This is a genomic window from Herbaspirillum sp. Sphag64 (genome assembly GCF_014192645.1).
In the GTDB taxonomy this organism is placed as follows: domain Bacteria; phylum Pseudomonadota; class Gammaproteobacteria; order Burkholderiales; family Burkholderiaceae_D; genus Herbaspirillum.
In genome coordinates, this window is record NZ_JACHYE010000001.1 from 118,167 (window position 1) to 143,768 (window position 25,602).

The 25,602-nt window shown below is 55.3% G+C and carries 23 protein-coding genes and 2 tRNA genes; 12 read left to right on the plus strand and 13 right to left on the minus strand.

Annotated elements, in window-relative coordinates:
- The 6 genes from FHW66_RS00505 to FHW66_RS00530 all read left to right on the plus strand — a co-directional run bounded on the left by FHW66_RS00505 (position 1) and on the right by FHW66_RS00530 (position 7,947).
- Positions 1 to 1,047 carry an ABC transporter substrate-binding protein gene (locus tag FHW66_RS00505; RefSeq protein WP_183377767.1) on the plus strand — a complete coding sequence of 349 codons (1,047 nt, stop codon included), beginning with the start codon at positions 1 to 3 and terminating at the stop codon, positions 1,045 to 1,047.
- Positions 1,048 to 1,169: 122 nt separating this feature from the next.
- Positions 1,170 to 2,459, plus strand: a complete 1,290-nt coding sequence (locus FHW66_RS00510) for an ABC transporter permease (protein WP_183378601.1) — start codon at positions 1,170 to 1,172, stop codon at positions 2,457 to 2,459.
- 56 nt (positions 2,460 to 2,515) lie between these two features.
- A complete protein-coding gene (locus FHW66_RS00515) occupies positions 2,516 to 3,349 on the plus strand; it encodes an ABC transporter permease (RefSeq protein WP_183377768.1) in 834 nt (277 codons plus the stop codon).
- Between the two features lie 44 nt (positions 3,350 to 3,393).
- Entirely contained in the window at positions 3,394 to 4,848 is a 1,455-nt protein-coding gene (gene gabD / locus FHW66_RS00520; protein WP_183377769.1) for an NADP-dependent succinate-semialdehyde dehydrogenase, read from the plus strand.
- A 250-nt stretch (positions 4,849 to 5,098) separates the two neighbouring features.
- Entirely contained in the window at positions 5,099 to 6,394 is a 1,296-nt protein-coding gene (locus FHW66_RS00525) for a DASH family cryptochrome (protein ID WP_183377770.1), read from the plus strand.
- Positions 6,391 to 7,947 (plus strand): cryptochrome/photolyase family protein, encoded by a 1,557-nt coding sequence (locus FHW66_RS00530; protein ID WP_183377771.1) that lies wholly within the window; start codon positions 6,391 to 6,393, stop codon positions 7,945 to 7,947. The genes FHW66_RS00525 and FHW66_RS00530 overlap by 4 nt, the downstream gene beginning before the upstream one ends.
- Before the next feature lie 9 nt (positions 7,948 to 7,956).
- On the opposite strand, the gene FHW66_RS00535 is transcribed toward FHW66_RS00530, so the two are convergent.
- A complete protein-coding gene (locus FHW66_RS00535; protein ID WP_183377772.1) occupies positions 7,957 to 8,982 on the minus strand; it encodes a LysR substrate-binding domain-containing protein in 1,026 nt (341 codons plus the stop codon).
- A 118-nt stretch (positions 8,983 to 9,100) separates the two neighbouring features.
- On the opposite strand from FHW66_RS00535, the gene FHW66_RS00540 reads away from it, so the two are divergent.
- The 3 genes from FHW66_RS00540 (at position 9,101) to FHW66_RS00550 (ending at position 12,383) form a co-directional block, all read left to right on the plus strand.
- On the plus strand, positions 9,101 to 9,829 hold the full coding sequence (locus FHW66_RS00540) for a DUF3304 domain-containing protein (RefSeq protein WP_183377773.1): 729 nt from the start codon (positions 9,101 to 9,103) through the stop codon (positions 9,827 to 9,829).
- Entirely contained in the window at positions 9,829 to 10,323 is a 495-nt protein-coding gene (locus FHW66_RS00545; RefSeq protein ID WP_183377774.1) for a DUF3304 domain-containing protein, read from the plus strand. Before FHW66_RS00540 ends, FHW66_RS00545 begins: the two co-directional genes overlap by 1 nt.
- A gap of 158 nt (positions 10,324 to 10,481) precedes the next feature.
- Positions 10,482 to 12,383 carry a DUF2235 domain-containing protein gene (locus tag FHW66_RS00550; RefSeq protein ID WP_183378602.1) on the plus strand — a complete coding sequence of 634 codons (1,902 nt, stop codon included), beginning with the start codon at positions 10,482 to 10,484 and terminating at the stop codon, positions 12,381 to 12,383.
- Positions 12,384 to 12,469: 86 nt separating this feature from the next.
- Here FHW66_RS00550 and FHW66_RS00555 read toward each other — a convergent pair whose 3' ends face one another.
- From FHW66_RS00555 to FHW66_RS00570, 4 genes are all read right to left on the minus strand, one after another.
- Positions 12,470 to 12,889 (minus strand): PIN domain-containing protein, encoded by a 420-nt coding sequence (locus FHW66_RS00555; protein WP_183377775.1) that lies wholly within the window; start codon positions 12,887 to 12,889, stop codon positions 12,470 to 12,472.
- Positions 12,886 to 13,173 carry a type II toxin-antitoxin system Phd/YefM family antitoxin gene (locus FHW66_RS00560; protein ID WP_183377776.1) on the minus strand — a complete coding sequence of 96 codons (288 nt, stop codon included), beginning with the start codon at positions 13,171 to 13,173 and terminating at the stop codon, positions 12,886 to 12,888. Before FHW66_RS00560 ends, FHW66_RS00555 begins: the two co-directional genes overlap by 4 nt.
- Before the next feature lie 204 nt (positions 13,174 to 13,377).
- The gene (locus FHW66_RS00565; RefSeq protein ID WP_183377777.1) at positions 13,378 to 13,734 is read right to left on the minus strand and encodes a hypothetical protein; all 357 of its coding nucleotides are present in this window, start codon (positions 13,732 to 13,734) and stop codon (positions 13,378 to 13,380) included.
- Positions 13,735 to 14,101: 367 nt separating this feature from the next.
- Positions 14,102 to 14,335: a hypothetical protein gene (locus FHW66_RS00570; RefSeq protein WP_183378603.1), complete on the minus strand. Its 234-nt coding sequence runs from the start codon at positions 14,333 to 14,335 to the stop codon at positions 14,102 to 14,104.
- Positions 14,336 to 14,517: 182 nt separating this feature from the next.
- Here FHW66_RS00570 and FHW66_RS00575 point away from each other — a divergent pair, with 182 nt between their 5' ends.
- A complete protein-coding gene (locus tag FHW66_RS00575; RefSeq protein ID WP_183377778.1) occupies positions 14,518 to 15,918 on the plus strand; it encodes a PLP-dependent aminotransferase family protein in 1,401 nt (466 codons plus the stop codon).
- Between the two features lie 304 nt (positions 15,919 to 16,222).
- Entirely contained in the window at positions 16,223 to 16,768 is a 546-nt protein-coding gene (locus tag FHW66_RS00580) for a hypothetical protein (RefSeq protein WP_183377779.1), read from the plus strand.
- A gap of 229 nt (positions 16,769 to 16,997) precedes the next feature.
- Here the strand turns inward: FHW66_RS00580 and FHW66_RS00585 are convergent.
- The 5 genes from FHW66_RS00585 to rpsO form a co-directional block, all read right to left on the minus strand.
- A tRNA-Asp gene (locus tag FHW66_RS00585) sits at positions 16,998 to 17,074 on the minus strand.
- A 24-nt stretch (positions 17,075 to 17,098) separates the two neighbouring features.
- Positions 17,099 to 17,174 (minus strand) — tRNA-Val (locus FHW66_RS00590).
- Positions 17,175 to 17,276: 102 nt separating this feature from the next.
- Positions 17,277 to 18,560 (minus strand): NAD(P)/FAD-dependent oxidoreductase, encoded by a 1,284-nt coding sequence (locus tag FHW66_RS00595; protein ID WP_183377780.1) that lies wholly within the window; start codon positions 18,558 to 18,560, stop codon positions 17,277 to 17,279.
- Between the two features lie 207 nt (positions 18,561 to 18,767).
- A complete protein-coding gene (gene pnp, locus FHW66_RS00600; RefSeq protein WP_183377781.1) occupies positions 18,768 to 20,906 on the minus strand; it encodes a polyribonucleotide nucleotidyltransferase in 2,139 nt (712 codons plus the stop codon).
- A gap of 306 nt (positions 20,907 to 21,212) precedes the next feature.
- Positions 21,213 to 21,482: a 30S ribosomal protein S15 gene (rpsO, locus tag FHW66_RS00605; RefSeq protein ID WP_183377782.1), complete on the minus strand. Its 270-nt coding sequence runs from the start codon at positions 21,480 to 21,482 to the stop codon at positions 21,213 to 21,215.
- A 187-nt stretch (positions 21,483 to 21,669) separates the two neighbouring features.
- Here rpsO and FHW66_RS00610 point away from each other — a divergent pair, with 187 nt between their 5' ends.
- Positions 21,670 to 22,173, plus strand: coding sequence for a hypothetical protein (locus FHW66_RS00610; RefSeq protein WP_255458754.1), 504 nt, complete (start codon positions 21,670 to 21,672; stop codon positions 22,171 to 22,173).
- 78 nt (positions 22,174 to 22,251) lie between these two features.
- Here the strand turns inward: FHW66_RS00610 and FHW66_RS00615 are convergent, their stop codons facing one another.
- The 3 genes from FHW66_RS00615 to FHW66_RS00625 are packed head-to-tail and all read right to left on the minus strand — an operon-like array spanning position 22,252 to position 25,601.
- Complete coding sequence (locus FHW66_RS00615) at positions 22,252 to 23,610, minus strand: GntP family permease (protein ID WP_183377783.1); 1,359 nt, start codon at positions 23,608 to 23,610, stop codon at positions 22,252 to 22,254.
- A gap of 43 nt (positions 23,611 to 23,653) precedes the next feature.
- Positions 23,654 to 24,040 (minus strand): RidA family protein, encoded by a 387-nt coding sequence (locus tag FHW66_RS00620; protein WP_183377784.1) that lies wholly within the window; start codon positions 24,038 to 24,040, stop codon positions 23,654 to 23,656.
- 34 nt (positions 24,041 to 24,074) lie between these two features.
- A complete protein-coding gene (locus FHW66_RS00625) occupies positions 24,075 to 25,601 on the minus strand; it encodes an amidohydrolase family protein (RefSeq protein WP_183377785.1) in 1,527 nt (508 codons plus the stop codon).
- Position 25,602: the final 1 nt, after the last annotated feature.

Sequence of the window (25,602 nt, forward strand, 5' to 3'; positions counted from 1 at the left end):
ATGAAACCCTATGCTCTCGCGCTGCTGTCCCCTATTGCATTGAGTCTGTTGTGCGCCACCGGTATCAGCCATGCAGCTGATCTGACCGTGGTCAATTTTGGTGGTGCCAATGCCAATGCGCAAAAGGTCGCCTACATTGAACCGTTCCAGAAGGCCACCGGCAACAAGATCACCACGGTCGAATTCAACGGTGAACTGGCCAAGGTCAAAGCCATGGTTGAAGCCAAGAAAGTGATTTGGGATGTGGTCGAAATCGATGGTGGCGATCTTGCCCGCGCCTGTGATGACGGGCTCATCGAAAAGCTCGATCTGCTCAACACCATCAAAAAAGACGACTACCTGCCAGAAGCCATCAACAATGAATGCGGCATGGGTGCCTTCGTCTGGTCCACTGCCATGGCCTACGATGCTGACAAGCTCAAAACACCGCCGCAAAACTGGGTCGACTTCTGGGATACTAAGAAATATCCTGGCAAGCGTGGCATGAAGAAGAGCGCTGAATTCACGCTCGAATTCGCCCTCATGGCCGATGGCGTACCAACCAAGGATGTCTACAAGGTACTGAGCACCAAGGCAGGCGTAGATCGCGCGTTCAAGAAGCTGGACCAGCTTAAGCCAAATATCCAGTGGTGGGATGCCGGTGCCTTGCCAGCGCAATATCTGGTAGCAGGTGACGTTGTCATGGCAGCCGCCTACAACGGCCGTATCGATGCCGCACAGCGTGAAGGCAAGAACCTCAAGGTGGTCTGGGCTGGCAGTATTTACACGCTGGATTACTGGGTCATTCCTAAGGGTTCGCCAAACAAGGCACAAGCTGAGAAATTCATCAGCTATGCCACCGACGCCAACAACCAGAAGGTCTATGCCAACAACATCGCCTACGGTCCGGTCAACAAGAACACCCTCAAGCTGCTCGATGCCAAGACCCTCGGCAACCTGCCAACTTCGACCGCCAATGCACGTGACGCGGTTCAGCTGAGCCAGCAGTTCTGGACTGACCACGGTGAAGAACTGGAGCAACGCTTCGCCGCCTGGATTGCGAAGTAAATTGGCAGTAACTTAAGTAAGTTATGCACCATCCGGCTGCCTGCGGATTACGTTAGATCATCCGCAGGCAGCCGTACACGCTGTACCTGCATCAAGAATCACAACGAGACGGACCACCGATGATGACCACTCTAGCCACCAGCCCGAGCAACAGCTATGCAGCACCGCTTGCCACCGCCTCGCCGCAGCAGCTCCGACGTGATCTGCGCGCCGCCGAAACCCGCAAGCGCCTGATGGCCATCGCGCTGATTGCCCCGCTGGCGATCTTCCTGCTGATCACCTTTGTGGCACCGATTGTGATGCTCCTCAAGCGCGCTGTTGAAAACCCGGAAATTGCCACCGCTCTGCCTGCGACCGTCAAAGTCCTGAGCCGATGGGACCGCAAGGGCCTGCCGCCTGATGAAGCCTATGTCTCGCTGACCGAAGACCTGCTCGCTGCGAAGAAGAATGAAACCCTCGGTCCGCTGGCCCGACGCATGAATACCGAACTCTCCGGCGCGCGCTCGCTAATCATGGGTACTGCGCGTGTATTGCCCTTGCGCGATGCCGATGGCAAGTTGCTGCCGAGCACAGCGGTGCGACAAGCCCTGATCGGTCTCAACGACAAATGGGGGCAACCCGAAAGCTGGCAGATCATTGCCCAGAACGGTTCCCTGTACTCGTCCTATTACCTGCTGGCGTCGATGGATCTGAAGCAAAACGCCAGTGGCAATATTATTCAGGCAGATCCCGATGCCTCGATCTTCCGCAGTATCTTTGGCCGCACGCTGTGGATGAGTCTGGTAGTCACCCTGCTGACCCTGTTATTGGCCTATCCGCTGGCCTACTGGCTCTCCAGCATGTCAGAGCGACGTGCCAACCTGCTGATGATTCTGGTGCTGATTCCGTTCTGGACCTCGATTCTGGTGCGCGTAGCAGCCTGGATTGTGCTGCTGCAATCGGAAGGTCTGGTCAACAAGGCACTGATGCTGAGCGGGCTGACACACTCGCCGCTGGAACTGGTATTCAACCGCACCGGCGTGTATATCTCGATGACCCATATCCTGTTGCCGTTCATGATCCTGCCGCTCTATAGCGTCATGAAGTCAGTACCGCCCACCTATCTGAAGGCGGCCATTTCGCTGGGCAGTCATCCGTTTGCGGCATTCTGGCGGGTCTATGTGCCGCAAACCTATCCGGGCATTGGCGCCGGCGTGCTACTGGTATTCATCATGGCCGGTGGCTACTACATCACACCAGCGCTGCTGGGTGGCCCGAATGAGCAAATGGTGAGTTACTTCATTGCCTACTTCATCAATACCACCATCAACTGGGGCATGGCATGCGCACTGGGGACCTTGCTGCTCACGGCAACACTGATCCTGTATTCGGTCTACCGGCGTTTTGCCAAGACCGATGTCGGTATCTCCTGACGCTACCCGCTCCGTTCATATTCGATGACTGCAACCACGCCAGACCGGAATTCGCCATGACTAAACTGCCTCTGTTCCCGCCCTACATGTCGCTCATCGAGCGCCTCTGGTTCTTTGTTTCACGCAGCCTGAACCTGTTGATACTGCTGTTTCTGATCTTGCCGATTCTGGTGATGATTCCCCTGTCCTTCAGTGACAGCAGCTTTTTAATGTATCCGATCCCGGGCTTTTCGCTGCGCTGGTATCACAACCTGTTCAGCTCCGACGAATGGATCAGTGCCGCCCGCAACAGCTTCATCGTTGCACCGGCTGCAACGCTGATCGCTACTGTGCTGGGCACACTGGCGGCAGTCGGACTGAACAAAGCCGACTTCCGTGGCAAAGCAATCCTGATGGCGGTGCTGATCTCGCCCATGATCGTGCCGGTGGTGGTGGTCGGTGTGGGTGTATATCTGTTCTTTGCCCAGATCGGCCTCTCCGACAGCTATCTTGGCCTGATCCTCGCGCATGCCGCGCTGGGTGCACCATTTGTGGTTACCACCGTACTGGCGACATTACAGAACTTCAACCACAACGTGGTACGCGCCAGCCTTAGCCTGGGCGCCAGCCCGTTGTCGACCTTCTTCCGCATCACCTTACCGCTGATTGCACCGGGCCTGATCTCGGGCGCGCTGTTCGCCTTCACGACGTCGTTTGACGAGGTGGTATTGACCCTGTTTGTCGCCGGTCCTAATCAAGCTACCTTGCCGCGCCAGATGTTTGCCGGCATCAAAGACAACATCAGCCCGACCATCGCTGCACTGGCGACCATCCTGATCATTTTCTCGACCAGCCTGCTGCTGGTACTGGAGTGGTTGCGCGGTCGTAACAAGGCTGCGGCAAAATTTTAGGTCATTTCAATTATTCATCCTCCGTATCGAGACAGGATTTCAACATGTTGCAACTCAACGATCCCAGCCTGCTGCGTCAACAAGCCTATATCGACGGCCGCTGGTGCGATGCCGACAACGCTGCCACCCTCACTGTCACCAATCCCGCCACAGACGAGGTCCTCGGTACTGTGCCAGAAATGGGCGTAACCGAAACACGCCGTGCGATTGCTGCCGCCAATACAGCCTGGGCCGGCTGGCGCAAGAAGACGGCCAAAGAGCGCAGTCTGGTGCTGCGTAAATGGTATGAACTGATGGTCGCCAACGCCGACGATCTGGCCGCCATCATGACCGCGGAACAAGGCAAACCACTGCCCGAAGCCAAAGGTGAGATTGCCTATGCCGCCTCCTTCATTGAATGGTTCGGTGAGGAAGCCAAGCGCACCTATGGCGACACCATTCCCTCCCCTTCGCCGACCAGCCGCATTGTGGTCACACGGGAACCCATCGGCGTCTGCGCCGCCATCACGCCGTGGAACTTCCCGGCTGCCATGATTACCCGCAAGGCGGCACCCGCCTTGGCAGCAGGTTGCACCATGGTACTCAAGCCAGCCGAAGCAACGCCGTTCTCGGCATTGGCGCTGGCGGTACTGGCCGAGCGTGCAGGTATTCCAGCAGGCGTGTTCAGCGTGGTCACCGGTGCGCCTAAAGCAATCGGTGGCGAAATGACCAGCAACCCATTGGTACGCAAGCTCACCTTTACTGGCTCCACAGCAGTGGGCAAGCTGCTGATGGAGCAATGTGCCTCCAGCATCAAGAAGCTATCGCTGGAGCTAGGTGGCAACGCGCCTTTTATCGTATTTGACGATGCCGATCTGGATGCCGCAGTCGAAGGCGCATTAGCCTCCAAGTTCCGCAATGTCGGCCAGACTTGCGTCTGCGCCAACCGCATCTACGTGCACGACAAAGTCTATGACGCCTTCGCCGAGAAACTGGTTGCCGCCGTCGCCCGCTTCAAGGTCGGCAATGGCTTCGAAGCCGGCGTCACTCACGGTCCGTTGATCGATGCCAAAGCTGTTGCCAAGGTCGAGCAACATATCGCTGACGCCACCGCCAAGGGCGGCAAGGTAAGAATCGGTGGTAAACGCCATGCGCTGGGGCATACCTTCTTCGAGCCGACCGTCATCACCGACGTGACCAGCGACATGCAGTTTGCCCGTGAAGAAACCTTCGGCCCACTCGCGCCACTGTTCCGCTTCCATACCGATGAAGAAGTCATCAGCATGGCCAACAATACCGAGTTCGGACTAGCCAGCTACTTCTACTCACGCGACATCGGCCGCATCTGGCGTGTCGCAGAGGCACTCGAAAGCGGCATGGTCGGTATCAATACTGGCCTGATCTCCAACGAGGTGGCACCATTTGGCGGCGTCAAGCAATCCGGGCTGGGACGCGAGGGGTCGCACTACGGCATTGACGACTACATGGTCATCAAGTACCTGTGCATGGGCGGACTCTGATCCAGCTCCCCTTGGCGTCGCACGGAAAGTCTGATTCTCACGTCTGCACTATAATCTGCGCAGCCAGATAACCGATACCCGCCGTCACTTCAAACGCGACGGCGGGTACTGGTTTGGTTGGCCATGATTGATTGCCTGCGGAGAGAATTGTGACTATCAGCAAACCTGACCAAGGTCAGCGTCAGCATCAGTGTTGGATGGGCGACCACAGCTGCGCCAAGCACGCTGGCCTCATCGGAGTGCGCTTGCGATGACAACGCTGCTCTACTGGTTTCGCAACGATCTGCGGCTGCATGACAATCCGACGTTTGGTCGCGCCTGTGAACAGGCCAGCCAGCTGGTTCCGGTGTACTGCCGCCCACCTGAAACCACCACCGAATGGGGCTTCGCGCGTCGCGGAGTGCATCGGCAAACGTTCACTGCCAGCGCATTGCAGGGGCTGCAACAACAGTTGCAAGCCCGGCATAGCGACCTATTGATCCTCGACGGCGAAGCCAGCGAGCTGCTGCCAGCGCTGGCAGCAGAGGTAGGTGCCAGTGGTGTGATCTGTGAAGACATTGCAGCCCCCGAAGAGCAGCAACAGGTACAGCAGCTGCAAGCGCAAGGACTCACGGTAGACGCCGTATGGCAATCCTCGCTGCTGGACTACACCGACCTGACGCAACTGATGGGGCGCCAACCGGCCAGCTTTACTGTGTTCCGTCAACGTATCGAAGGCAGTGGCTTGCAGATACCGCTGCCACTGGATACGCTGCAACAACTACCTCCATTACCGGCATCGTTGCCTAGCCAAGACCTACCATCTTCACGTGTCGCAGAAGTCCGCAATGACCCTCGCTCGTCCTTCCCCTATGCCACAGCGGCCTGTGACGGCACTGAAACCACAGCATTACAGCATCTGCATCAATACCTGGAACGCAAGCTGCCGCACAGCTACAAGCAGACTCGCAATGGTTTGAGCGGGCTGGATTTTTCGAGTAAATTCTCCCCCTGGCTTGCCACGGGGGCACTATCAGCGCGGACCATCTATGCTGCCCTCCAACAGTTCGAACAAGTGCATGGGGCCAACGAAGGCAGCTACTGGCTCTGGTTTGAATTGCTCTGGCGCGATTATTTCCGCTTCATTCATCTGCAATACGGCAAGCGCCTGTATCACTATCAGGGATTGCGCAGCGAGCACGCATTAGCACCCAAGCCAGCCACACAGATCAAGGCACTGACACGTTGGTGTGCTGGCCAGACCGGCGAGCCGCTGGTCGATGCCGGCATGCGCGAACTGGCAGCCACCGGCTACCTCTCCAACCGATTACGCCAGATTGTCGCCAGCTACTGGATTCACGATCTCGGTGGTGACTGGCGTGCCGGTGCCGCATGGTTTGAAGCGCAACTTGTCGATTACGATGTCTACAGCAATCACGGTAACTGGCTCTACATCGCCGGACGCGGCACCGATCCACGTGGCGGACGCCGCTTCTATCCCCAAAAGCAGGCACGCGAGCACGATCCGCAAGGCCACTACCAATCTCTGTGGAGCGCTACAACGTGAGCCATGCACCAGCCAATACAATCCGTCTGATTCTGGGCGATCAGCTCAATGTGCAGCATCCGTGGTTCCTCGACGTTGACGATGACGTTGTCTACCTCCTGATGGAAATCCGGCAAGAGACTGACTATGTGCTGCATCATGCACAAAAGGTCATTGCCATCTTCGCAGCCATGCGCGACATGGCACGCCAGCTCAGCGAAGCAGGCCATCGCGTGCACTACCTGCGGATCAGCGATCCACACAATCAGCTGGCACTGGAGGCCAATCTGACGGCTGTGCTGACGCACTACCAGGCCCGCCACTGGCAATATCAGGCACCGGATGAATGGCGGCTCGACGAGCAGCTTTACCAGATGCAGCGCCCCATCGCCGCGGCGACTGGCGCAAGCGGCATGATGGTCGACAGCGCGCATTTTTACACCCAGCGGGACGAAGCGGCGAGCATTTTTGCGCAGCGCAAAAGCTGGCTGATGGAGCATTTCTATCGCCAGATGCGCGTCAAGTATCTGGTACTCATGGACAGTGATGGCAAACCAGCCGGTGGTCAATGGAACTACGATCAGGACAACCGCAAAGCCTGGAACGGCAAGCCCGGCGAACCGCTCGACCTACGCCCGCAGCACGACCATAGCGCGCTCTGGCAAGAAATTGTCGACGCTGGCGTGAAAACCTTTGGGCAGCCTCAGGAGAGCCGTTTGCGCTGGCCACTCAATCGTACCGAAGCATTGGAGCAGCTGGAGAATTTCATCACCTATGCGTTGCCACACTTCGGTGACTTTCAAGATGCGATGAGCACACAGGCGCCGCGCCTGTTCCACTCCCTGCTGTCGTTTGCGCTGAACACTAAAATGCTCAGTCCGCAAGAAGTCGTGCAACGGGTTGAGCAGGCATGGCGTCATGGCAATGTCCCGCTGGCAGCGGCTGAAGGTTACATTCGCCAGATCCTCGGCTGGAGAGAATATGTACGCGGCGTCTACTGGCACCGCATGCCGGACTACGTCACCCAAAACCACTTCGCGCATGATGCCCCCTTGCCTGAGTGGTTCTGGACCGGGCGCACCAAGATGCGCTGTATGGCCAACGCCATCGGCGACTCACTCACCCATGCGCATGCCCATCACATCCAGCGGCTGATGGTGATCGGTAATTTTGCCTTGCTTGCCGGACTAGATCCACAGGCGCTGCACCACTGGTATCTGGGCGTCTACATTGATGCCTTTGAATGGGTAGAGTTACCCAACACGCTCGGCATGAGCCAGTTCGCCGATGGTGGCATGCTCGCTACCAAACCCTACGTCTCCGGCGCGGCCTATATCAATCGCATGAGCGATTACTGCAAGGGCTGCCATTACGACAAGGCACAACGCATCGGCGAACGCGCCTGTCCCTACAATGCACTGTACTGGGACTTCTTTGCACGCAACGAAGCAACACTGGCAAAAAATCCCCGCATCGGCATGGCCTATGTGACGCTGCGGAAAATGTCCGAAGAAGAGCGCGCCGCTATCGGGCAACAGGCAGCGACATGGCGGGCTGGATTGGATCGCTTGTAAATGTGCATCTCAGCATGAGTCAATATTTTCATGTGAAATGCCCCTGCTGGCAGCGTTGACAACTTCACGCAGCGTTGTCGTCAGCCACGCCTGAAATGCATCAAAGTCGGCACGCTCACACAGCACCGGCTCGCGCCAGACCAGGTACCAGCTGAAATCATCCTCAATGGTGACCTCGCCGATTTGTACCAGCCGCCCGGCTACCAGATCATCGGACGCCAGCGCTGCCCGCGCCAAGGCAATACCCTGACCGGCTGCCGCAGCCTGCAACAAGGCGCTGTCATCGTCATACACCGGCCCCTGCAACGGCTCCGGCCAGTCAAGACCGGCTGCGTTGAGCCATGGCCGCCATGGCTGCCTCGCATGCCTTAACAAGGCTGTCTGCAGCAACTCCGGCGCGCCAGTGATCGCGCTGCGAGCCAGAAACGCCGGGCTAGCTACAGGAAAAACCTCACTCGGCATCAACAGTGTCGCCTGCAGCCCCGGCCAATGTCCGGCGCCGTAGCGAATCGCGATATCGATCCCATCACGGCTATCCAGTGACGCCAACGTTGAAGTAGGCCGCACCACAATATCGAGCGCCGTGTGCAGTGCCTGAAACTCCGGCAGTCGCGGCACCAGCCAGCGCACGGCAAAGCTTGGGAGCACGCTTAAGGTCAGCGTTCTGCGTGCGGACTTGCCTGATGGCAGTGCGCTTACCTGCTGCAAACCAGCGGTGATTTGCAACAACCCTGCACGCAACTGTACAACCAATATCTGCGCCGCTTCAGTCGGTCGTATTTGCTGCCCTTCACGGACAAACAGCTTGATCCCCCCCAGATCCTCCTCCAGTCGAGCGATATGCTGAACGATCGCACCATGCGTCAGTGCCAGTTCTTCTGCCGCCCGACGATAGCTTGCATGCCGGACCGCAGCTTCAAAGGCACGCAAGGTCTGGATTGACGGAATGTGAGGGATAAGGGGAATTGCAGGCGTGAGCATGATTGACCGTTTATAGGCATCGCGTTGATTGGTCGCGCTGGTGGCGGCAGACAAACATCCTCATCCTAACGTAGAACAGCATGCCGTTAGCTATCTGTGTGACGAACAGTCTTGATCCAGACTCTCACGGGCGTGGCTTTTATGCCATTGAGAAGAAAATTGAGTGAGGGCGATGAACAAAAGCACCGAGCTAAAAATAACGAGAGAAAGAGATAGCGCGCACCCGGCATCAAAAAACGAATGCGTTGTCTCGGACTATTTCGAATGTGAATGCTTTTTGAAATTTCGCCACGCACAGCGCAAGAAAACACCTCTAGCATCACGAGCTTTCAATGAAGTCATCACGACGGCCATCAACGGAGGAATCGTCATCATGCGTGTGCCAATTTTTAATGCAGAAATACATTTCAGGACCAAAAAATTATTATTGATCTTGAGCTTTACCACCTTAACCGCCTGCAACACAACTACAGCAATATCAGACGCGAACACTCAAGAAAAGCTGTATGTACACATACCTCGAACATATGTATCGATTTCCTGTGTATCGCACGATGGCGCACCTTATATTTCCGACTTCTCTATCGAAGAGCCAATCGCCAGCGGACCACTGGGAGGAAAATTCGCTTATGGCGCAAGCTGCGGAGGAATTATCGCAGCTGGTTATGCGCTGCCAGAAAAATGGACTCCCGGCATGAAGGTAAGAGTGCGCTGGAAGCCGGATAGCAGAGAATGGATAGAGAAAACGACGAACATCATGAAATATGACAGGGTCGGAAATATTTATGTCCATTTTTTTGAACATGACCAAGTCAGAGTTGTGGCTGCAAATTCCAACGGCGCAAGTCCTCATCATCCTATCTTGTCAAATGTCACGTCCGCTCCAGCGGAGGAACAATAATGATAACTAAAAAAATATTGTTGATTTTGAGCTTTGCTACTTTAACTGCCTGCAATACAACTACACCAATATCAGATGTGAACGACGTAAAAAATCCGCATGTCTTTGTCCCTGAATCATATGTATCGATGTCTTGTATTGAACATGAAGGCGTTTCCTATATTTATGATTTTTCTATTGAAGAACCAATTGCAAGCGGGCCATTAGGCGGAAGAATGGTGCATGGATCAAGTTGTGGAGGACTGATCGCGGCTGGCTATGCCTTACCCAAGGCTTGGTTTCCAGGAATGAAAGTCAAGGTGCGCTGGAAGCCCAATGGGCGGGATTATGTAGAAAAGACGACCAACATTATGCGATACGACGCGATAGGGGATCTATACGTCCATTTTTTCAAAGATGATCAAGTCAGAGTTGTTTCGGCATTGCCTTATCCAGAAAGTAAAAATCATCCAATTCTAGAAAATGTTACTGTTCCCCCTCCGGAGGAAGAATAATCATGAGTTTACAAATTTATTCTGCACCGCTGGCAATTTCTGATAACGCCTCACAGGAAATGTTAACAACGAAAGAGGAAGAGCGACGATTGGCTGACTTACTGAGAGAGCCTCCTATATATAAACCTAATGGCCAAAGAATGCCTTCGTGTCAATCGATGGTGAAGATTGGCCTTTTCTTTGATGGTACCAATAACAATCGAGACAGAGACGAACCCCTCAATGGACATACCAATATTGTTAAATTATTTAAGGCGCACAAAGATGCCCGACGTTTGAACAAGCTAAAGGACATTGATTCTTATTGCTTTTATGTTCCCGGCGTTGGAACCCGTTTTCCGGAAAATCAGGAATGGAGCGAATCGCAGGATGGTAAAGCCATGGGTAAAGGTGGACAGGCTCGAATTCTATTCGGCATCTTGCAGGTCTATAACGCTGTACATCGTGCGTTTAATGACAATCGTCCACTTTACGAACCGGATCAAATCACCGCCAAACTAAAAAGCTACACCCGCGACGTCGAACACAACTACGACAAGGACTACCCCGAACAAGTCCGCCGCCAACAGTGGTTCACACAACTACGCGATGAACTCAACGACAGACTGCAAACAGCCCGCGACCTGATCCGGCAACCGCACATTCCCCTCATTCGTGTCGCCGTCTTCGGCTTTTCTCGCGGTGCAATTCAGGCACGCAGTTTCTGCTATTGGCTGGATGCCGCATTAGGTGGCAAGAACACCCTGGCTGGCATGCCGATTGAAATCAATTTCCTTGGTTTGTTTGACTCCGTCGCTTCAGTCGGTCTCGCCCACTCTGCAGCAAAAACCACGCCTCTATTCTTCGCGGATGGTCACTTCAGTTGGGCAGCCGAAACGCTCAAACCATTGCCATCATTGGTCAAGCAAACCGTGCATTACATTGCCGCGCATGAGCAACGCATGAACTTCCCCGTGACACGCGTGAAGGGTCAGAATGTGGTGGAAGTACCCTACCCTGGTGTCCATTCTGATGTCGGTGGGGGTTATTGCCCCGGCACTCAAGGCCGTGGCATGCGTATGGACCAAATGATCTGTCAGGTGCCGCTATTGCATATGCATAAGGCGGCACGTCTGGCGGGAGTGCCGTTGGTGACTTATCGACAGATGTCTTCCGATTTGCAGGCGGATTACGCGCTCAGCCCCGAATTGGCGACCAACTGGAATGCCTATATGCATTCAGGTGAGTTTACCGGCACGTATGAAGATCAGATTCGCGAGCATATGCGCCTTTATTACCGCTTCCGTTACCGCTGGATCGGTCGCATGGCGCAACTGCCTGCTTGCCAGCGCGCCACCCGTCAGGAACAGCAGGACATGATCAGTTACGACCGGTTATTCAAAGGCGATATGCAGCTATTGACAGAACGTGCCAACGGCGGTCGCCCGTGGCAGCGGGATGACAATAATCAGATTGTGGCGCTGCATAGGGTCGGCAATGAACATCTCGCCAATCAATTGCAGTTGCTGCGCTCCGATCTGCGCGCTACGCCCGATGATTGGGAAATGATGGTGCTGCATGAATTTGAACATCAAAACGGACGACTAAGACTGGAGGAAATCGCTTTGCTGGAGGAGCAGGTCCACGATTCGCTGGCCGGCTTTTATCTGGCTGGTTACCAGACTGCCCAAGAGAAAGCCGAGCAGCTGCGGGAATGGCAAAGCGCACCACCATCGCCCAATGAGCACTACCGGTATCAGGCGTGGCAAAACTTCCAGAGCGCCAAGGCTGACAATCCAGCGCTGCAAGACGTGTTGGATAGCAAGGCTGCCGCCGCCAAACAGGCGCAAAGTGCGCGGGTTACAGGTCGCATGGATCAGGTAGATTTCTATCAGCGTCGCATCGTCTTCACCGACGAAGAAGCCAACCTGCTGACCCAGGATGCCCATGGCCAGCCGATCTTCCCACTACTCAAAGACAGTGATGCCAGGGAATTGCGCAGTAGCCTGATTACCACGCAAACCATGACGCTACGCGAAGGTGGTGGTTATCTGGTGCCACGGCATGCGTTTTCGCCGTAAGCCCATTGATTTGCTCTTGCGTTCGCGATGGATATGAATGCGGAGATGGACTGTAAAAGAGGGCGACGCCTGCCAGTATTTGCCACTCAGGACAGGTAAAGAACGATACGATCGGACGTCCAGATAGCAACGCCAGTGCCAAAGAAATCGGTATCTTCAGTCCAGATTGGACACTCAAGTGTCATCGCGCATGCCAATACCGGCCAGTCATCCACATCTCGCATTGCAATGCGCTGTAATGCCTGTTGGCGCATAGCCCCATAGAGTTCCATATCAAGGCAACGAACGACGCTGGCAAGACGATCTAACACCGCCATAGCCGCAGAGGGATCAATATCGCGCTTTTGCAGCAATCCCGGTAAATATTTTTTGGCATCGGCGTAGGCAACATCAGGTGCAAAGAATTGGACCGTCGTCGCATATTCCATAATGATGTCACGCACTCGCCGGCCCAATACGGCCCGAATCAGAATATTGGCATCAAGGACAACTGCCTTACCCCTCATCCTGCTTTGGCCCTCGACTTCTTGCTAGCGGCAGCTGTCTTTTTGCGTGCAGTTTTAAAATCAGTGACCACCGATTCAATATCCAGATCCTGCGCCTCAATCAACTTATCGAGGGTTCTGCTGGCTTTTTTCAGGGCGGCAATATCAGCCTCCACTTGCCCCTGTGCAGGAATGAAATAACCAACCGTCTGACCGTGACGTGTAATCGCGACAGGCATGCCTGACGCAATGTACTCGGCCAGATCAGCACGAAACTCGCGTATGCCTACCTTTGTTGTTTCCATTTTTACACCCCACAATTATGAATCATTGTGTACGCATTTTGCATTGAATATCCTTATTTGGCAATACCCATCAAATGTGTGGTTTTAGCGGCGATGGCACTACAGACTGAGCCCGGAGCGATGCCTTCGTTATCGGACTGATGGGATCAGTCTGATAGGTTCAGGACATCGACTTCCTCTATATCAATGCCAGTTCAATCAAACTTACTCCGCTTCATTACACATTTCCACGTGCCGCCGCGCCTCGTCGCGCAATAAGCTGGCTGAGGCAATCGAGAGTCGCTTCAACTGGTCGGCATAGACAATGCCGATTGCTGGTGCGGCGGCTTCTCCCTCGTCGGCGTCGTCATTGGCGGCGGATTCCAGTTCACTGGCATAAATGATTTGCAGGCAGGCGTGGATACCGGCCGAAACATCGAGCGCGGTTTCCAGAAAATTGCCATAGAGCGTGCCCTGCTGCGGCCCTTCGATCCAGTGAAAATCCTGATGCGTGGGTGCGGTGCTGGTGCTGTTTTTATCGGTGTGGGAAGTGCTTGCGAAACTGCTGTCGTGGTCGGTCATGGAGCCTCCGTGGGGTACGCAAATAAGGTACCGGCCAGCTCCTCACCAAACGAGGGTGGCGGGCACAAGACAGGGTTGACGAACCGGCCTTATCCCCACAACCGGCATGCCCGAAGGCATCCCTGCCCAGGCCCGCCGTAGGGGCGTGCAAGGACAGGACGAAAAAAACGCGTCTTCAAGACGCGGCCTTTCGCCGGGGATAAGAATCAGGTCGTCAAACCAGGCCCTCTCTTTTTCGAGGACGGACTAAGGATACCGGTCGATAAAACAGGGGTCAATGAAATATTGCCGAAATGCTATTTTTTCATTGCAGCGTCCGGGCACGCCATTCACAAACCGTCCTGCGGCTTCCCATGCGTTGCCATCATCAGAAGGTCAATTCCATACCGAGTGTTCTGGCAAGGCCGAAGGTGACGATCACCAGCACGATCAGCAACAGCACGAAGGCTACGGCCGCCTTGCCGGTCGCGCGTAGCACCGCGCTGCGCTCCTTCTCCTTGCCCTTTCTCCCTTGATCGTAATGCCACTTGATGGCGAAGAACATGCCGATGCCAAGCACACCAAGCTTGAATATAACGAAGACTATCGGGACCCAATCCATGATTTTGCGGTTTTCCAGGCTATTAATTGACACAATCTATCGTGCGAAGCACTGCCTTGACACCTTGCACTGGCAGCTGCATTTTTTGCTCAAACCATCCCCTCAGACTGCCATGCAAGGATGGTATTGCTACACGTCCTGACGCATACTACTTCAAAGCAATTTCCATACATTGAGACAAAATGTCCCAGTCAAAACGCATACAAGATAAAAATGTGCCCATCTGGTTGCCGCGATTGTCCATGCAGGGTGGACCGCGCTTTTTGCAGATTGCGGAGGCCTTGCAGGCAGCAGTGGCAGAAGGATCCCTGAAACCGGGTGACCGTCTACCTCCACAGCGCGAGTTGGCAGCGCAGCTGGACGTCGACCTGACGACGATCACACGTGCCTACGATGAAGCCAGACGCCGCAACCTGCTGGAGGGCCGCGGCGCGCGGGGTACTTATGTTGCGGCACCGAAAGTCGAATTGACCTCGCTCCTCGACCTGAGCATGAACACCCCACCGCCGCCAGAGGGCGTGGACTTCGACGACATGTTGCAACAAGGTTTGTCTCAGGTATTGATGCGGGCAGACAATGCATTGCTGATGACTTACCACCTGGCCGGGGGAAGTGACGCCGACCGTCAGGCTGGTGCCCAATGGCTGGCACCAATGTTTGGACATCTGGATTCTCAACAGCTTGTTGTCTGCCCAGGTGCGCAAGCGGCAATCGCCGCATTAATCCTTGCGCTGACGGAGCCTGGCGATGTCATCCTGACAGAACCAATGAGTTATCCCGGCTTGCGTACTGCGGCGACGCAATTCGGCAGACATCTCGTTGCGGTAGAAGCGGACAAGCATGGCATGATGCCGGAACTGCTTGAGCAAGCGTGCCGCCAGCACAAGCCCAAGCTGATCTACCTCAATCCGACATTACAGAACCCGACCTCCATCACCATGCCGGAACACCGGCGCAAGGCGCTCGCCAGCATCGCCAAGCATCACAATGTCCGCATTGTCGAGGACGATCCCTACTGGCTCCTTGCCGATGCCCCACCGCCGCCAATTGCCACGTTTGCGCCGGAGCAGGTGTACTACATTGCCACCTTGTCGAAATGCCTGACGCCCGGCTTGCGTGTCGCCTTCGTGCTGCTACGTGACCCGGATGAACGCGAACGTTTCCTGGTCGCGCTACGATCCTTTGCGCTGATGGTCGCGCCTCTGAGCGCCGCACTGGCCACACAGTGGATCGTCGACGGCTCGGCTGGCAGATTGATGGAAGGCGTACGCACCGAGGCGCGCCTGCGCCACTGGATGGCGCGGGATATTTTAGCGGGGCGTTACAGCGGCGCTGGAGACGGCCTGCATGTCTGGCTCGAATTGCCGACCTATTGGAGCCCCTCGCAGCTTGCGCGTGCCGCCGACAGCGAGGGGATTGCCGTTACGCCCGCGGAGGCTTTCGCCACCGGTAGCGGATCAGTGAATGCCATTCGAATTTCTTTGGGTAACATCAAGGACCGTGAACGCTTACGGGCGGGCCTTCAAAGGCTGTCTGATCTGCTGGCGCGGCGGCCTGAGTCTTATAGTGCTGCTGTGGTTTGATTGGAAGTATCCGACAGGTCAACGCCAAAAGAGGCATGACCGATACAAGTAAGACAATGTTGGCGACTCACCCTCATCTCCACAACCGGCTATCTTCGAATTTGACGAACAGTTCATTAGGTAGATCGAAAATTCACAACTTGTAATGACTTAAATAGCTAACGATCAATCGAATTTACGAAAAAATGGAGTATTTTTCTGCAACGTTAATAATTACCCATTAAATTGATAAGTGACGAAGCTTTTTTTGCCGCAAAAACCAAAAAATATTATCGAATCAACTTAATACACCGAGAGATTCAAGATGAATCAAAAAACCCTACGCACACAAAATAAATGTGGTGAATGTGGATATACTTGGTTTCCCCGAGGAAAAGATCTTTCTTTGGTCTGCCCAAAATGCAAAAGTTCTAAGGTTGGATTTGTTAGATCTGGTGTCATTGGTGCCGCCATTATTTTTGGCATTCTATTTTTTGTAGTAGCTCATAATCATTCCCCTAATGCAGTCGCCGATACAGCTACCCCAGCTTCGATAAGGGCTGAAGAAGGCTCAAGTCACTCAGATCAAATAGAAAAACAACCCCAACTATCTCCATCATCAGAAAGCACACCCGTTTTTTCGCCTCCATCCTCAGCTTCGTCGCCGTCAACAGAGGCTACAGCAAGGGAAACACAACCGGAAAAAATGTCAGAAAGCATGTCTGATCGACTCCAATTTCCTGAGATGAAAATATTTTCTGATCAAGAAATTTCTCAAATGGAAGACGCTAAACAATATCATGGCGATGATCCGATTATAAGAAAGCGGCTAGGATTACCGTCAAGGGAGACGCGGCAATTATTGCCATAAGGCGCGAAATTCGAATTCGCTGTACATCTACCCGAGAATTAATAATACGAATATATTGGAAGAGCCTTGCCTACGTTGCGCAGGCCGCCGAATCGCTTGCAAGCGAATCCCTTCGAGCCCCGCCGAGAGCCACGCAGGTGGCTCCCTCCACTCCACAGTGAGATGCCCTTCGGACATTTAGTAAGGACGAACAAAAACGCCCGCTTATTGCTAAGCAGGCGTTTGTGTTTGGCGGAGCGGACGGGGCTCGAACCCGCGACCCCCGGCGTGACAGGCCGGTATTCTAACCAACTGAACTACCACTCCTAAAATCGGTCCCGTTTGAATTATTGGTGGGTGCTGAGAGGCTCGAACTCCCGACCCGCGCCTTGTAAGGGCGCTGCTCTACCAACTGAGCTAAGCACCCGCACCTTAACCCAAACAGTCTTCGTTGGTCGACAACGAAAGACCGCTAGTATAGTCAGCTTTACGCACCTTGGCAAGCACTCTTTTAAAACTTGTAAAATATTTACGGTGCGCCCTCATCGGGCTTGGCCAGCTTGCCGTCTACACTGCCCGAGATCACCCGCGCACTGCGCTTGAAGGTCAGATAGGCCCAGGCCCAGTCGCTCATGACCAATAAGCGGTTGCGAAATCCAATCAGGAAATAAACGTGCACAAATAACCAGAACAACCATGCCGGGTAGCCAGAAAACTTGAACTTGCCGACCTGCGCAACCGCTGCCTTGCGGCCTATCGTGGCCAGTGAGCCATAGTCGCGGTAGACAAAGCTGTCAGTGGCCTTACCTGCAATGCGACTAAGAATATTGAGCGCTGCCAAGCGCCCCATCTGCTTGGCAGCGGGTGAGACACCCGGCACCGGCTTACCCTCCGATACGGCCGCGGCAAGATCACCAATGACAAACACTTCCGGATGGTCGGGAATCGATAAATCACCTTGCACAATCACCCGCCCTGCTCTGTCTAGCGGTACCTGCAGCGCGCGCCCCAGTGGCGAGGCGGCGACACCGGCTGACCAGATCACAGTGCGCGAGGCGAGGCGTTGCTCACCATCACGATTGACGTAACGCACGGCGTCAACAGCAATGTCGGTTACCCGGCAGCCAGTGCGGACATCAACACCGAGTTTGCTGAGCTGAATCTGGGCCTTGGCGGAGAGATCGGGTGGATAGGCCCCCAATACGCGCTCAGAGCCTTCCAGCAAGACGACGCGGGCTTCATGCGGGTCTATGCGGCGGAACTCGCCTTTGAGCGTGTGGCGAGCGATTTCAATCAGAGTGCCGGCCATTTCAACACCGGTGGCGCCAGCACCGATGACGGTGAAGGTCAGCCATTCGAGGCGCTTGGCCTTATCGGTTTCGCGCTCGGCATATTCGAAGGCCATCAGGATGCGGCGACGAATGTTGAAAGCATCTTCCAGTGTCTTCAGGCCGGGGGCCAGTGCGGCCCAGTCATCGCGTCCAAAATAGCTGTGCGTGGATCCGGCGGCAACGATGAGATAGTCGTAGCTGATTTCGGTCGCATCTTCCAGCACGACCACTTTGCGGGTGACATCGATGGCGCTCACTGCGGCCATCAGGCTGGTCAGATTGCGCTGGTCGGCGAGGATGCTGCGAATCGGTGCACTGATGGCGGGTGCGGATAAGCCTGCTGTCGCGACCTGATACAGCAGCGGCTGAAACAGGTGGTGATTACTGCGATCAAGCAGCGTGACCTGAACGTCCGCGCTGGCGAGGGTCCGGGCTGCCGCAAGGCCACCAAAACCGCCACCAATGATAATGACATGAGGCATGACTCTCCTTCTGATGCGTCGATTGAACTGCGTTGTTTAAGTCTACGTGAGAAGCGTAACGCGATCTGAAAATTTCAACAATCGGCTTGCTGAATCCGCGTGCCGGTTTATCTGGCTACACATAAAAAAATCCCCGCAGACCGGAGCCTGCGGGGATTTTCAAGATGCCGTGGAGATGCCCTTTAACAGGCCGCTCCGCCTTGCAACTTATTGTGCTTCTTGCGGTGCAGCTGCTTCTGGCGCTTCGTCAGCTTGCGCTGCCTTCATCGACAGTTTCAGACGGCCGCGGTCGTCGGTTTCCAGAACCTTGACGCGGACTTGCTGACCTTCCTTCAGGTAATCAGCAACAGCGTTGACGCGCTCGTTGGCGATCTGGCTGATGTGCAGCAGACCATCCTTGCCTGGCAATACCTGAACGATGGCACCGAAGTCCAGCAACTTCAGAACAGTACCTTCGTAGACCTTGCCGACTTCGACGGAAGCGGTCAGTTCTTCGATACGGCGCTTGGCTTCCTGACCAGCAGCAGCATCCACGGAGGCGATAGTAACCACGCCTTCGTCACTGATGTCGATCTGGGTGCCGGTTTCTTCGGTCAGCGCGCGAATGACAGCACCGCCCTTGCCGATCACGTCACGGATCTTCTCTGGGTTGATCTTGATGGTGATCAGGCGTGGTGCGAAGTCAGACAGTTCTGCCTTGCCTGCTGGCACGGCTTCCTGCATCTTGGCCAGAATATGGACGCGGCCTTCCTTGGCTTGCTCCAGCGCGACCTGCATGATTTCCTTGGTGATGCCCTGGATCTTGATATCCATTTGCAGAGCGGTAATGCCATTAGCAGTACCGGCCACCTTGAAGTCCATGTCGCCGAGGTGATCTTCGTCGCCGAGGATGTCGGTCAGGACGGCAAATTTATTGCCTTCCTTGATCAGGCCCATAGCGATACCTGCCACGTGCGATTGCATTGGCACACCAGCGTCCATCAGTGCCAGACAGCCGCCGCACACCGATGCCATCGAGGAGGAACCGTTCGATTCAGTGATTTCAGAAACCAGACGCACCGAGTAGCTGAACTCTTCGGCTGGTGGCAAGGCGGCAACCAGTGCGCGCTTGGCCAGACGGCCGTGACCGATTTCACGACGCTTCGGGGTACCAACACGGCCGGTTTCGCCAGTGGCGAACGGTGGCATGTTGTAGTGGAGCATGAAGCGGTCGGAGTATTCACCCATCAGGGCGTCGATCTTTTGCTCGTCACGGGCAGTGCCCAGTGTGGCGATGACCAGTGCCTGGGTTTCGCCACGGGTAAACAGTGCGGAACCATGGGTACGTGGCAACACGCCGGTACGGATGGTGATTGGACGCACGGTACGGGTGTCGCGGCCGTCGATACGTGGCTCGCCGTCGAGGATCTGCGAACGCACGATCTTGGCTTCCAGGTCAAACAGGATGCCACCAACTTCGGCGCTGTCAGCGGCCGAGGTGCCGGCTGCTGCTGCGTCTGCTGCCAGTGCGGCATTGACTTCGGCAGTCACGGTCTTGAGCTTTTCGGTACGGGCTTGCTTGTCCTTGGTCTGATAGGCTTCGCGCAGCTTGGCATCCGCCAGTTCTGTGACGCGTGCGATCAGTGGCTCGTTCTTGGCAGGCGCTGTCCATTGGACTTCTGGCTTGCCGCCGTCACGTACCAGTTCGTGGATGGCGTTGATGACTGCCTTCGATTGTTCGTGACCGAATACCACGGCGCCGAGCATGATTTCTTCGGACAGTTGCTTTGCTTCGGATTCGACCATCAGCACGGCGGTTTCGGTACCGGCAACGACCAGGTCCAGTTGCGAGGACTTGAGTTGGGTGGTGGTCGGGTTGAGCACGTACTGACCGTCGATATAACCGACGCGGGCAGCACCAACAGGACCATTGAAAGGGATACCGGCGATCGACAGTGCAGCCGAGGAACCGATCATGGCGGCGATGTCGGGGTCGATCTCAGGATTGACCGACAACACGTGCACGATGACTTGCACTTCGTTGAGGTAGCCTTCTGGGAACAGCGGGCGAATCGGACGATCGATCAGGCGCGATGTCAGGGTTTCTTTTTCGGAGGGCTTGCCTTCACGTTTGAAGAAGCCGCCTGGGATACGACCAGCAGCGTAGGTCTTCTCGATGTAGTCGACCGTCAACGGGAAGAAGTCCTGACCTGGCTTGGCATCCTTACGTGCCACGACGGTCGCCAACACGACGGTGTCTTCGATCGAGACAACCACCGCACCAGAAGCCTGGCGAGCGATTTCGCCAGTTTCCAGCGTGACTTGATGCTGTCCGTACTGGAAGGTTTTAGTAACTTTATTAAACACGGTATTTCCTTTCTATATTGAGCATTCACCCGGCATCACCTTGTGATTACTCTTTTTTGCCGACAGATTTTCAGGCGCTGTCGTTCACCTCACCACAGATGGCTGCAGCCGAAAAAAACCTCGCCTGCGGGGCCATCTTACGAATCGATTACCAACCTCTACAATTGCGTTCCGTTACGGCAATCGACAACCGCATCAAAAACAGAATGACAAAACGGAATCACAAAAAACAAAATGCCCACGTCAGAAACTGACGCAGGCATTTTGGCTATGAACCCTGAACCGGAATGGATCGCGGGAACAAAATTACTTACGCAGACCGAGTTTTTCGATCAGTGCGCGGTAACGGTCGGAGTCCTTGCCCTTCAGGTAGGACAACAGGCTCTTACGACGGTTAACCATCTTGATCAGACCACGACGTGAGTGGTGATCCTTGCTGTGTTCTTTGAAGTGACCGTTCAGGTCGTTGATGCGTGCTGTGAGCAGCGCAACTTGAACTTCTGGGGAGCCGGTGTCGTTTTGACCACGAGCGTTATCAGTGATAATGGCAGCCTTGGCTGCTTTTTCGATCGACATGCTAATACCTTTCACAAGCGGTTTGCGGAGACACCAGTGCGGCTACCCTACAGACCGTGAATAAAAATAAATCCTGGCCAACATGACCAAGAGGCGGCAGTATAGCCCAAAAGCCAAACGGATTCAAATACTTACGAGAAAAGTCTTACAATTTCACTATCCCCCAAGCCTTTCGGAGATGGCAATCATGCAACACCGCTCACTTTTAACGATGGTCACCCTGCTCTGTCTGCTTGGCTTGGGTGGCTGTGCCACCTGGTTCAAGCCACCGGTCACACCGGGAGAGCCGGAGCAGTCTGTGATTGCGCGGCTGGGGCAACCTGCGGTCAGCATTCCTGACGGCAATACGCACTTACTGAATTATCCTGGCGGTTCATTTGGGCAATATGCCTATATGGCGCGTATCGGCCCGGATGGCTTACTGATTTCCTATACGCAAGTCTGGACGTTGCAGAATTTTCAGGCAATCAAGATCGGTCAGGACAGCAAGGATGACGTGCTGCGTCGCGTTGGACTGCCTACCGAGGTGAAACGTTATGCGCGCATTCCGTATGAAGCCTGGAATTATGGCTTCAAGGAAAGCGGTGTCTGGAACTCTCAAATGAGCGTGTACTTTGATGATCAGGGAATCGTCAATAATGTGCAGGGCGGACCTGATCCGCGATTTGAAAACGGTGATCGTCGCTTCTAGGCAACTGGATACACGATAAAAAGCCGCGCTGGCCATTGGCTGCGCGGCTTTTTTATTGCGCCCATCCGACTGACGCGATCAGACCACGGTTGACAGTAACAGTGTCAGCGACAAGGCTACTACCGAGATAATGGTTTCGCAGACGGTCCAGGTTTTGAAGGTTTGCGGTACGGTCATGTTGAAATATTCCTTGACCAGCCAGAAGCCACCGTCATTGACGTGCGAGAACACCAGTGAACCAGCGCCGGTAGCCAACACCATCAGTTCCGGGCGCACGCCGCCACCGGCCACGGCAACAATCGGTGCCACGATACCGCAGGCGGTCGTCATGGCGACAGTGGCCGAACCGGTTGCCACACGAATCAGCGCTGCCACGACCCAACCCAGCAACAACGGCGACAGATGCGCGTCCGACGCCATGCTGACGATCACCTTGGAGACGCCACCATCCATCAGGATGCGGCCAAAACCGGCACCAGCGCCAACGACCAGCGTAATGTTGGCGGTTGGTCCCAGGCACTCATTGGTGAACTTGAGGATGGCTTCACGACCAAAGCCGCGCTGTTTGCCAAAGGTGTAAAAGCTCACCAGCGTGGCAATCAGCAAGGCAATCACGGAGTTACCGATCAGGCGCAGAAAATCATTGGCGAACGTCTTGGGTGTGAAGAACAGATCTGCCCAGCTACCGATCAACATCAGGGCGACTGGCAACAGGATCGTGAACAGGGTAATGCCAAAGCCGGGCAATTCCTTCTTGCCGCTTTTGCCCTGATCGACAAATTGCGCGATCAGTGGATTATCCGGATTCGGTATCACGACCTTGGCGATCAGTTTGCCAAACACCGGGCCTGCAATGATAGCGGTAGGAATACCGACGATCAGCGCATACATGATGGTGCGACCGATGTCGGCGTTGTAAGCGGTAACAGCCAGCAGCGCTGCGGGATGCGGCGGAATCAGACCATGCACCACCGACAGCCCGGCCACCATTGGAATACCAACCTGCACCATGGAGGTACCGGTACGGCGAGCGACAGTAAAGGCAATCGGGATCAGCAACACGAAACCGACTTCGAAGAACACCGGCAAACCGACGATGAAGGCGACCGTCATCATGGCCCAGTGAACGTTCTTTTCACCGAAGAAGGCAATCATGGTCTGGGCGATGCGCTCGGCGCCACCCGATTCGGCCATCATCTTGCCCAGCATAGTTCCCAAGCCGACCACCAGCGCAATATGACCGAGTGTATTGCCGACGCCGGTTTCAAATGCCTTGACGATGGTGCCCATGGGCATGCCAATCGACAGGCCCAGTACCAGCGATACCAGAATCAATACGATGAACGGATTAATCTTGAACTTCGCGATCATGACGATCAGCGCAATCACGGCAACCAGCGCGTAGACCAGTAGCGCACTTCCCTGAACAACTTCCATTTTTATCTCCTCCCACCCTTGCGTTGAATTGTTCGATTAACGATTACCGGCGCTTGAATGCCACGCAGTCGACTTCGACCTTGCAATCGACCACCATGCTGGACTGAACACAGGCACGTGCAGGTGGATTAGCGCCGAAATATTCCTTGAACACCTTGTTGAAGGACTGGAAGTCGCGCGTATCGTCGAGCCAGACACCACAGCGGACAACGTCTTCAGGACCGTAACCAGCTTCAGCCAGGATCGCCAGTACATTCTTGATGGTCTGATGCGATTGCGCGACGATACCGCCATCAATCACTTCGCCATCGACCATGGCGACCTGTCCTGAGACATACAGCCAGCCATCGGCTTCGACCGCCCGGGCAAAGGGCAGATGCTGACCACCGGTGCCGGTACCACCAGCGACGCCGTAACGTTTGATACTCATTGTTGACTCCCTCACAAAATTAAAAAACCATCCATTACGGATTCGATGACGAACTTGATGACGAATTTACGGGTGGCCGTTGCCGCGCCAGGAAGCGGCCAGCACGTTCGCCAGTCGCTTTTTTCTGTGCGCCCTGATACGCGCAGACGCCATTGACCCAGACTGCCTCGATACCATGCGCGGGCTGCATCGGATCGGTGAAGGTAGCCGCATCGCGCACAGTATCCGGGTCAAACAGGACCAGATCAGCCCAATAGCCCTGACGTACCAGCCCGCGCTCGTGCAGACCAAAACGTTGCGCCGACAAACCGGTCATCTTGTGCACAGCGACTGCCAGTGAGAACAATTGCTGCTCGCGGCTGTAATAGCCGAGTACGCGCGGGAACGCGCCCCACAGACGGGGATGTGGCAGCGGATCGTTCGGCAAGCCATCCGAGCCAATTACGGTCGCCGGGTGGCGAAGAATGCGATTGACATCGTCATCGGCCATGCAGTGATACACTGCGCCAGCTGGCATCAGGCGACGCGCTGCCTCGTGCATGTCGACTTGCCAGTCAGCCGCAATCGTGGCCAGCAATTTGCCGCCCTGCTCCGGATGTGGCTCGGACCAGGTCACCTGAATGTCGTAATCATCGGTGACTTGCTTGGGGTCCAGCGTGGAGGAGCTGGCGGTATAGGGATAGCAGTCACAGCCGACATGCTGATGGCGCTCGGCCAGTTCCAGCGCGGCCAGTACTTCCTTGCTGCGGCCCCAGTTGTCGACACCGGCACACTTCAAATGTGAGATCACCACCGGTACGCGGGCATGTTTGCCGATGCGGAAGGCTTCTTCCATGGCGTCCAGAATATCGGCAAATTCACTACGCAAATGGGTCGCATACATTCCACCATGCGCTGCCAGTGGCTCAGCCAGTGCCAGCACTTCTTCGGTGGGCGCATTGATCGCGTTGGCGTAGGCCAGTCCAGTGCTCAGCCCCAGTGCGCCATGGGTGAGTGCTTCTTCGAGCTGGCTGCGCATGGCGGCGATTTCGGTACTCGTCGCCGCGCGGTCAAGACGATCCATGTGATTGCTGCGCAGCGCTGTGTGGCCAACCAGTGCTGCAACATTGACTGCTGGCTGCGCGGCATCGATGGCAGCGACGTAACTGGCAAATGAAGGGTAATGAAAGGCGCTGGATTGCCCCAACAGATTCATCGGATCGGGTGGATCCCCCTTGAGCGTGACCGGCGCAGCACTGATACCACAGTTGCCGACCACGACCGTGGTAACGCCTTGCGACAGCTTGGGGAACATCTCCGGCATGCGAATCACATTGGTGTCGTCATGCGTGTGGACGTCGATGAAGCCCGGGCTCAGCACTTTGCCTGTGCCATCAATCACCTGTGCTGCCTGCCAGCCATCCAGGCTGCCCGGTGCGCTGATGGCAGCAATGCGACCAGCGCGCAGAGCAACATCGGCGGCAACCGGCTCTGCGCCGCTGCCGTCGATCACCAGGGCGTGTTGAATCAAGGTGTCACAGCGCTGGGCTGTGGTGGTCTGGTCTTGGAGGGTGGTACTCATG

What these genes read in the sequence shown, in the direction of transcription:
- FHW66_RS00545 (WP_183377774.1), top strand. Translation starts at nt 9,829, where the DNA reads ATGATAACTAAAAAAATATTGTTGATTTTGAGCTTTGCTACTTTAACT.
- FHW66_RS00525 (WP_183377770.1), top strand. Translation starts at nt 5,099, where the DNA reads ATGACAACGCTGCTCTACTGGTTTCGCAACGATCTGCGGCTGCATGAC.
- FHW66_RS00560 (WP_183377776.1), bottom strand. Translation starts at nt 13,173, where the DNA reads ATGGAAACAACAAAGGTAGGCATACGCGAGTTTCGTGCTGATCTGGCC.
- FHW66_RS00505 (WP_183377767.1), top strand. Translation starts at nt 1, where the DNA reads ATGAAACCCTATGCTCTCGCGCTGCTGTCCCCTATTGCATTGAGTCTG.
- FHW66_RS00580 (WP_183377779.1), top strand. Translation starts at nt 16,223, where the DNA reads ATGAATCAAAAAACCCTACGCACACAAAATAAATGTGGTGAATGTGGA.
- FHW66_RS00625 (WP_183377785.1), bottom strand. Translation starts at nt 25,601, where the DNA reads ATGAGTACCACCCTCCAAGACCAGACCACCACAGCCCAGCGCTGTGAC.
- FHW66_RS00515 (WP_183377768.1), top strand. Translation starts at nt 2,516, where the DNA reads ATGACTAAACTGCCTCTGTTCCCGCCCTACATGTCGCTCATCGAGCGC.
- FHW66_RS00610 (WP_255458754.1), top strand. Translation starts at nt 21,670, where the DNA reads ATGCAACACCGCTCACTTTTAACGATGGTCACCCTGCTCTGTCTGCTT.
- FHW66_RS00620 (WP_183377784.1), bottom strand. Translation starts at nt 24,040, where the DNA reads ATGAGTATCAAACGTTACGGCGTCGCTGGTGGTACCGGCACCGGTGGT.
- FHW66_RS00540 (WP_183377773.1), top strand. Translation starts at nt 9,101, where the DNA reads ATGAACAAAAGCACCGAGCTAAAAATAACGAGAGAAAGAGATAGCGCG.
- rpsO (WP_183377782.1), bottom strand. Translation starts at nt 21,482, where the DNA reads ATGTCGATCGAAAAAGCAGCCAAGGCTGCCATTATCACTGATAACGCT.
- FHW66_RS00510 (WP_183378601.1), top strand. Translation starts at nt 1,170, where the DNA reads ATGACCACTCTAGCCACCAGCCCGAGCAACAGCTATGCAGCACCGCTT.
- FHW66_RS00570 (WP_183378603.1), bottom strand. Translation starts at nt 14,335, where the DNA reads ATGGATTGGGTCCCGATAGTCTTCGTTATATTCAAGCTTGGTGTGCTT.
- FHW66_RS00555 (WP_183377775.1), bottom strand. Translation starts at nt 12,889, where the DNA reads ATGAGGGGTAAGGCAGTTGTCCTTGATGCCAATATTCTGATTCGGGCC.
- gabD (WP_183377769.1), top strand. Translation starts at nt 3,394, where the DNA reads ATGTTGCAACTCAACGATCCCAGCCTGCTGCGTCAACAAGCCTATATC.
- FHW66_RS00575 (WP_183377778.1), top strand. Translation starts at nt 14,518, where the DNA reads ATGTCCCAGTCAAAACGCATACAAGATAAAAATGTGCCCATCTGGTTG.
- FHW66_RS00550 (WP_183378602.1), top strand. Translation starts at nt 10,482, where the DNA reads ATGGTGAAGATTGGCCTTTTCTTTGATGGTACCAATAACAATCGAGAC.
- FHW66_RS00615 (WP_183377783.1), bottom strand. Translation starts at nt 23,610, where the DNA reads ATGGAAGTTGTTCAGGGAAGTGCGCTACTGGTCTACGCGCTGGTTGCC.
- FHW66_RS00565 (WP_183377777.1), bottom strand. Translation starts at nt 13,734, where the DNA reads ATGACCGACCACGACAGCAGTTTCGCAAGCACTTCCCACACCGATAAA.
- FHW66_RS00595 (WP_183377780.1), bottom strand. Translation starts at nt 18,560, where the DNA reads ATGCCTCATGTCATTATCATTGGTGGCGGTTTTGGTGGCCTTGCGGCA.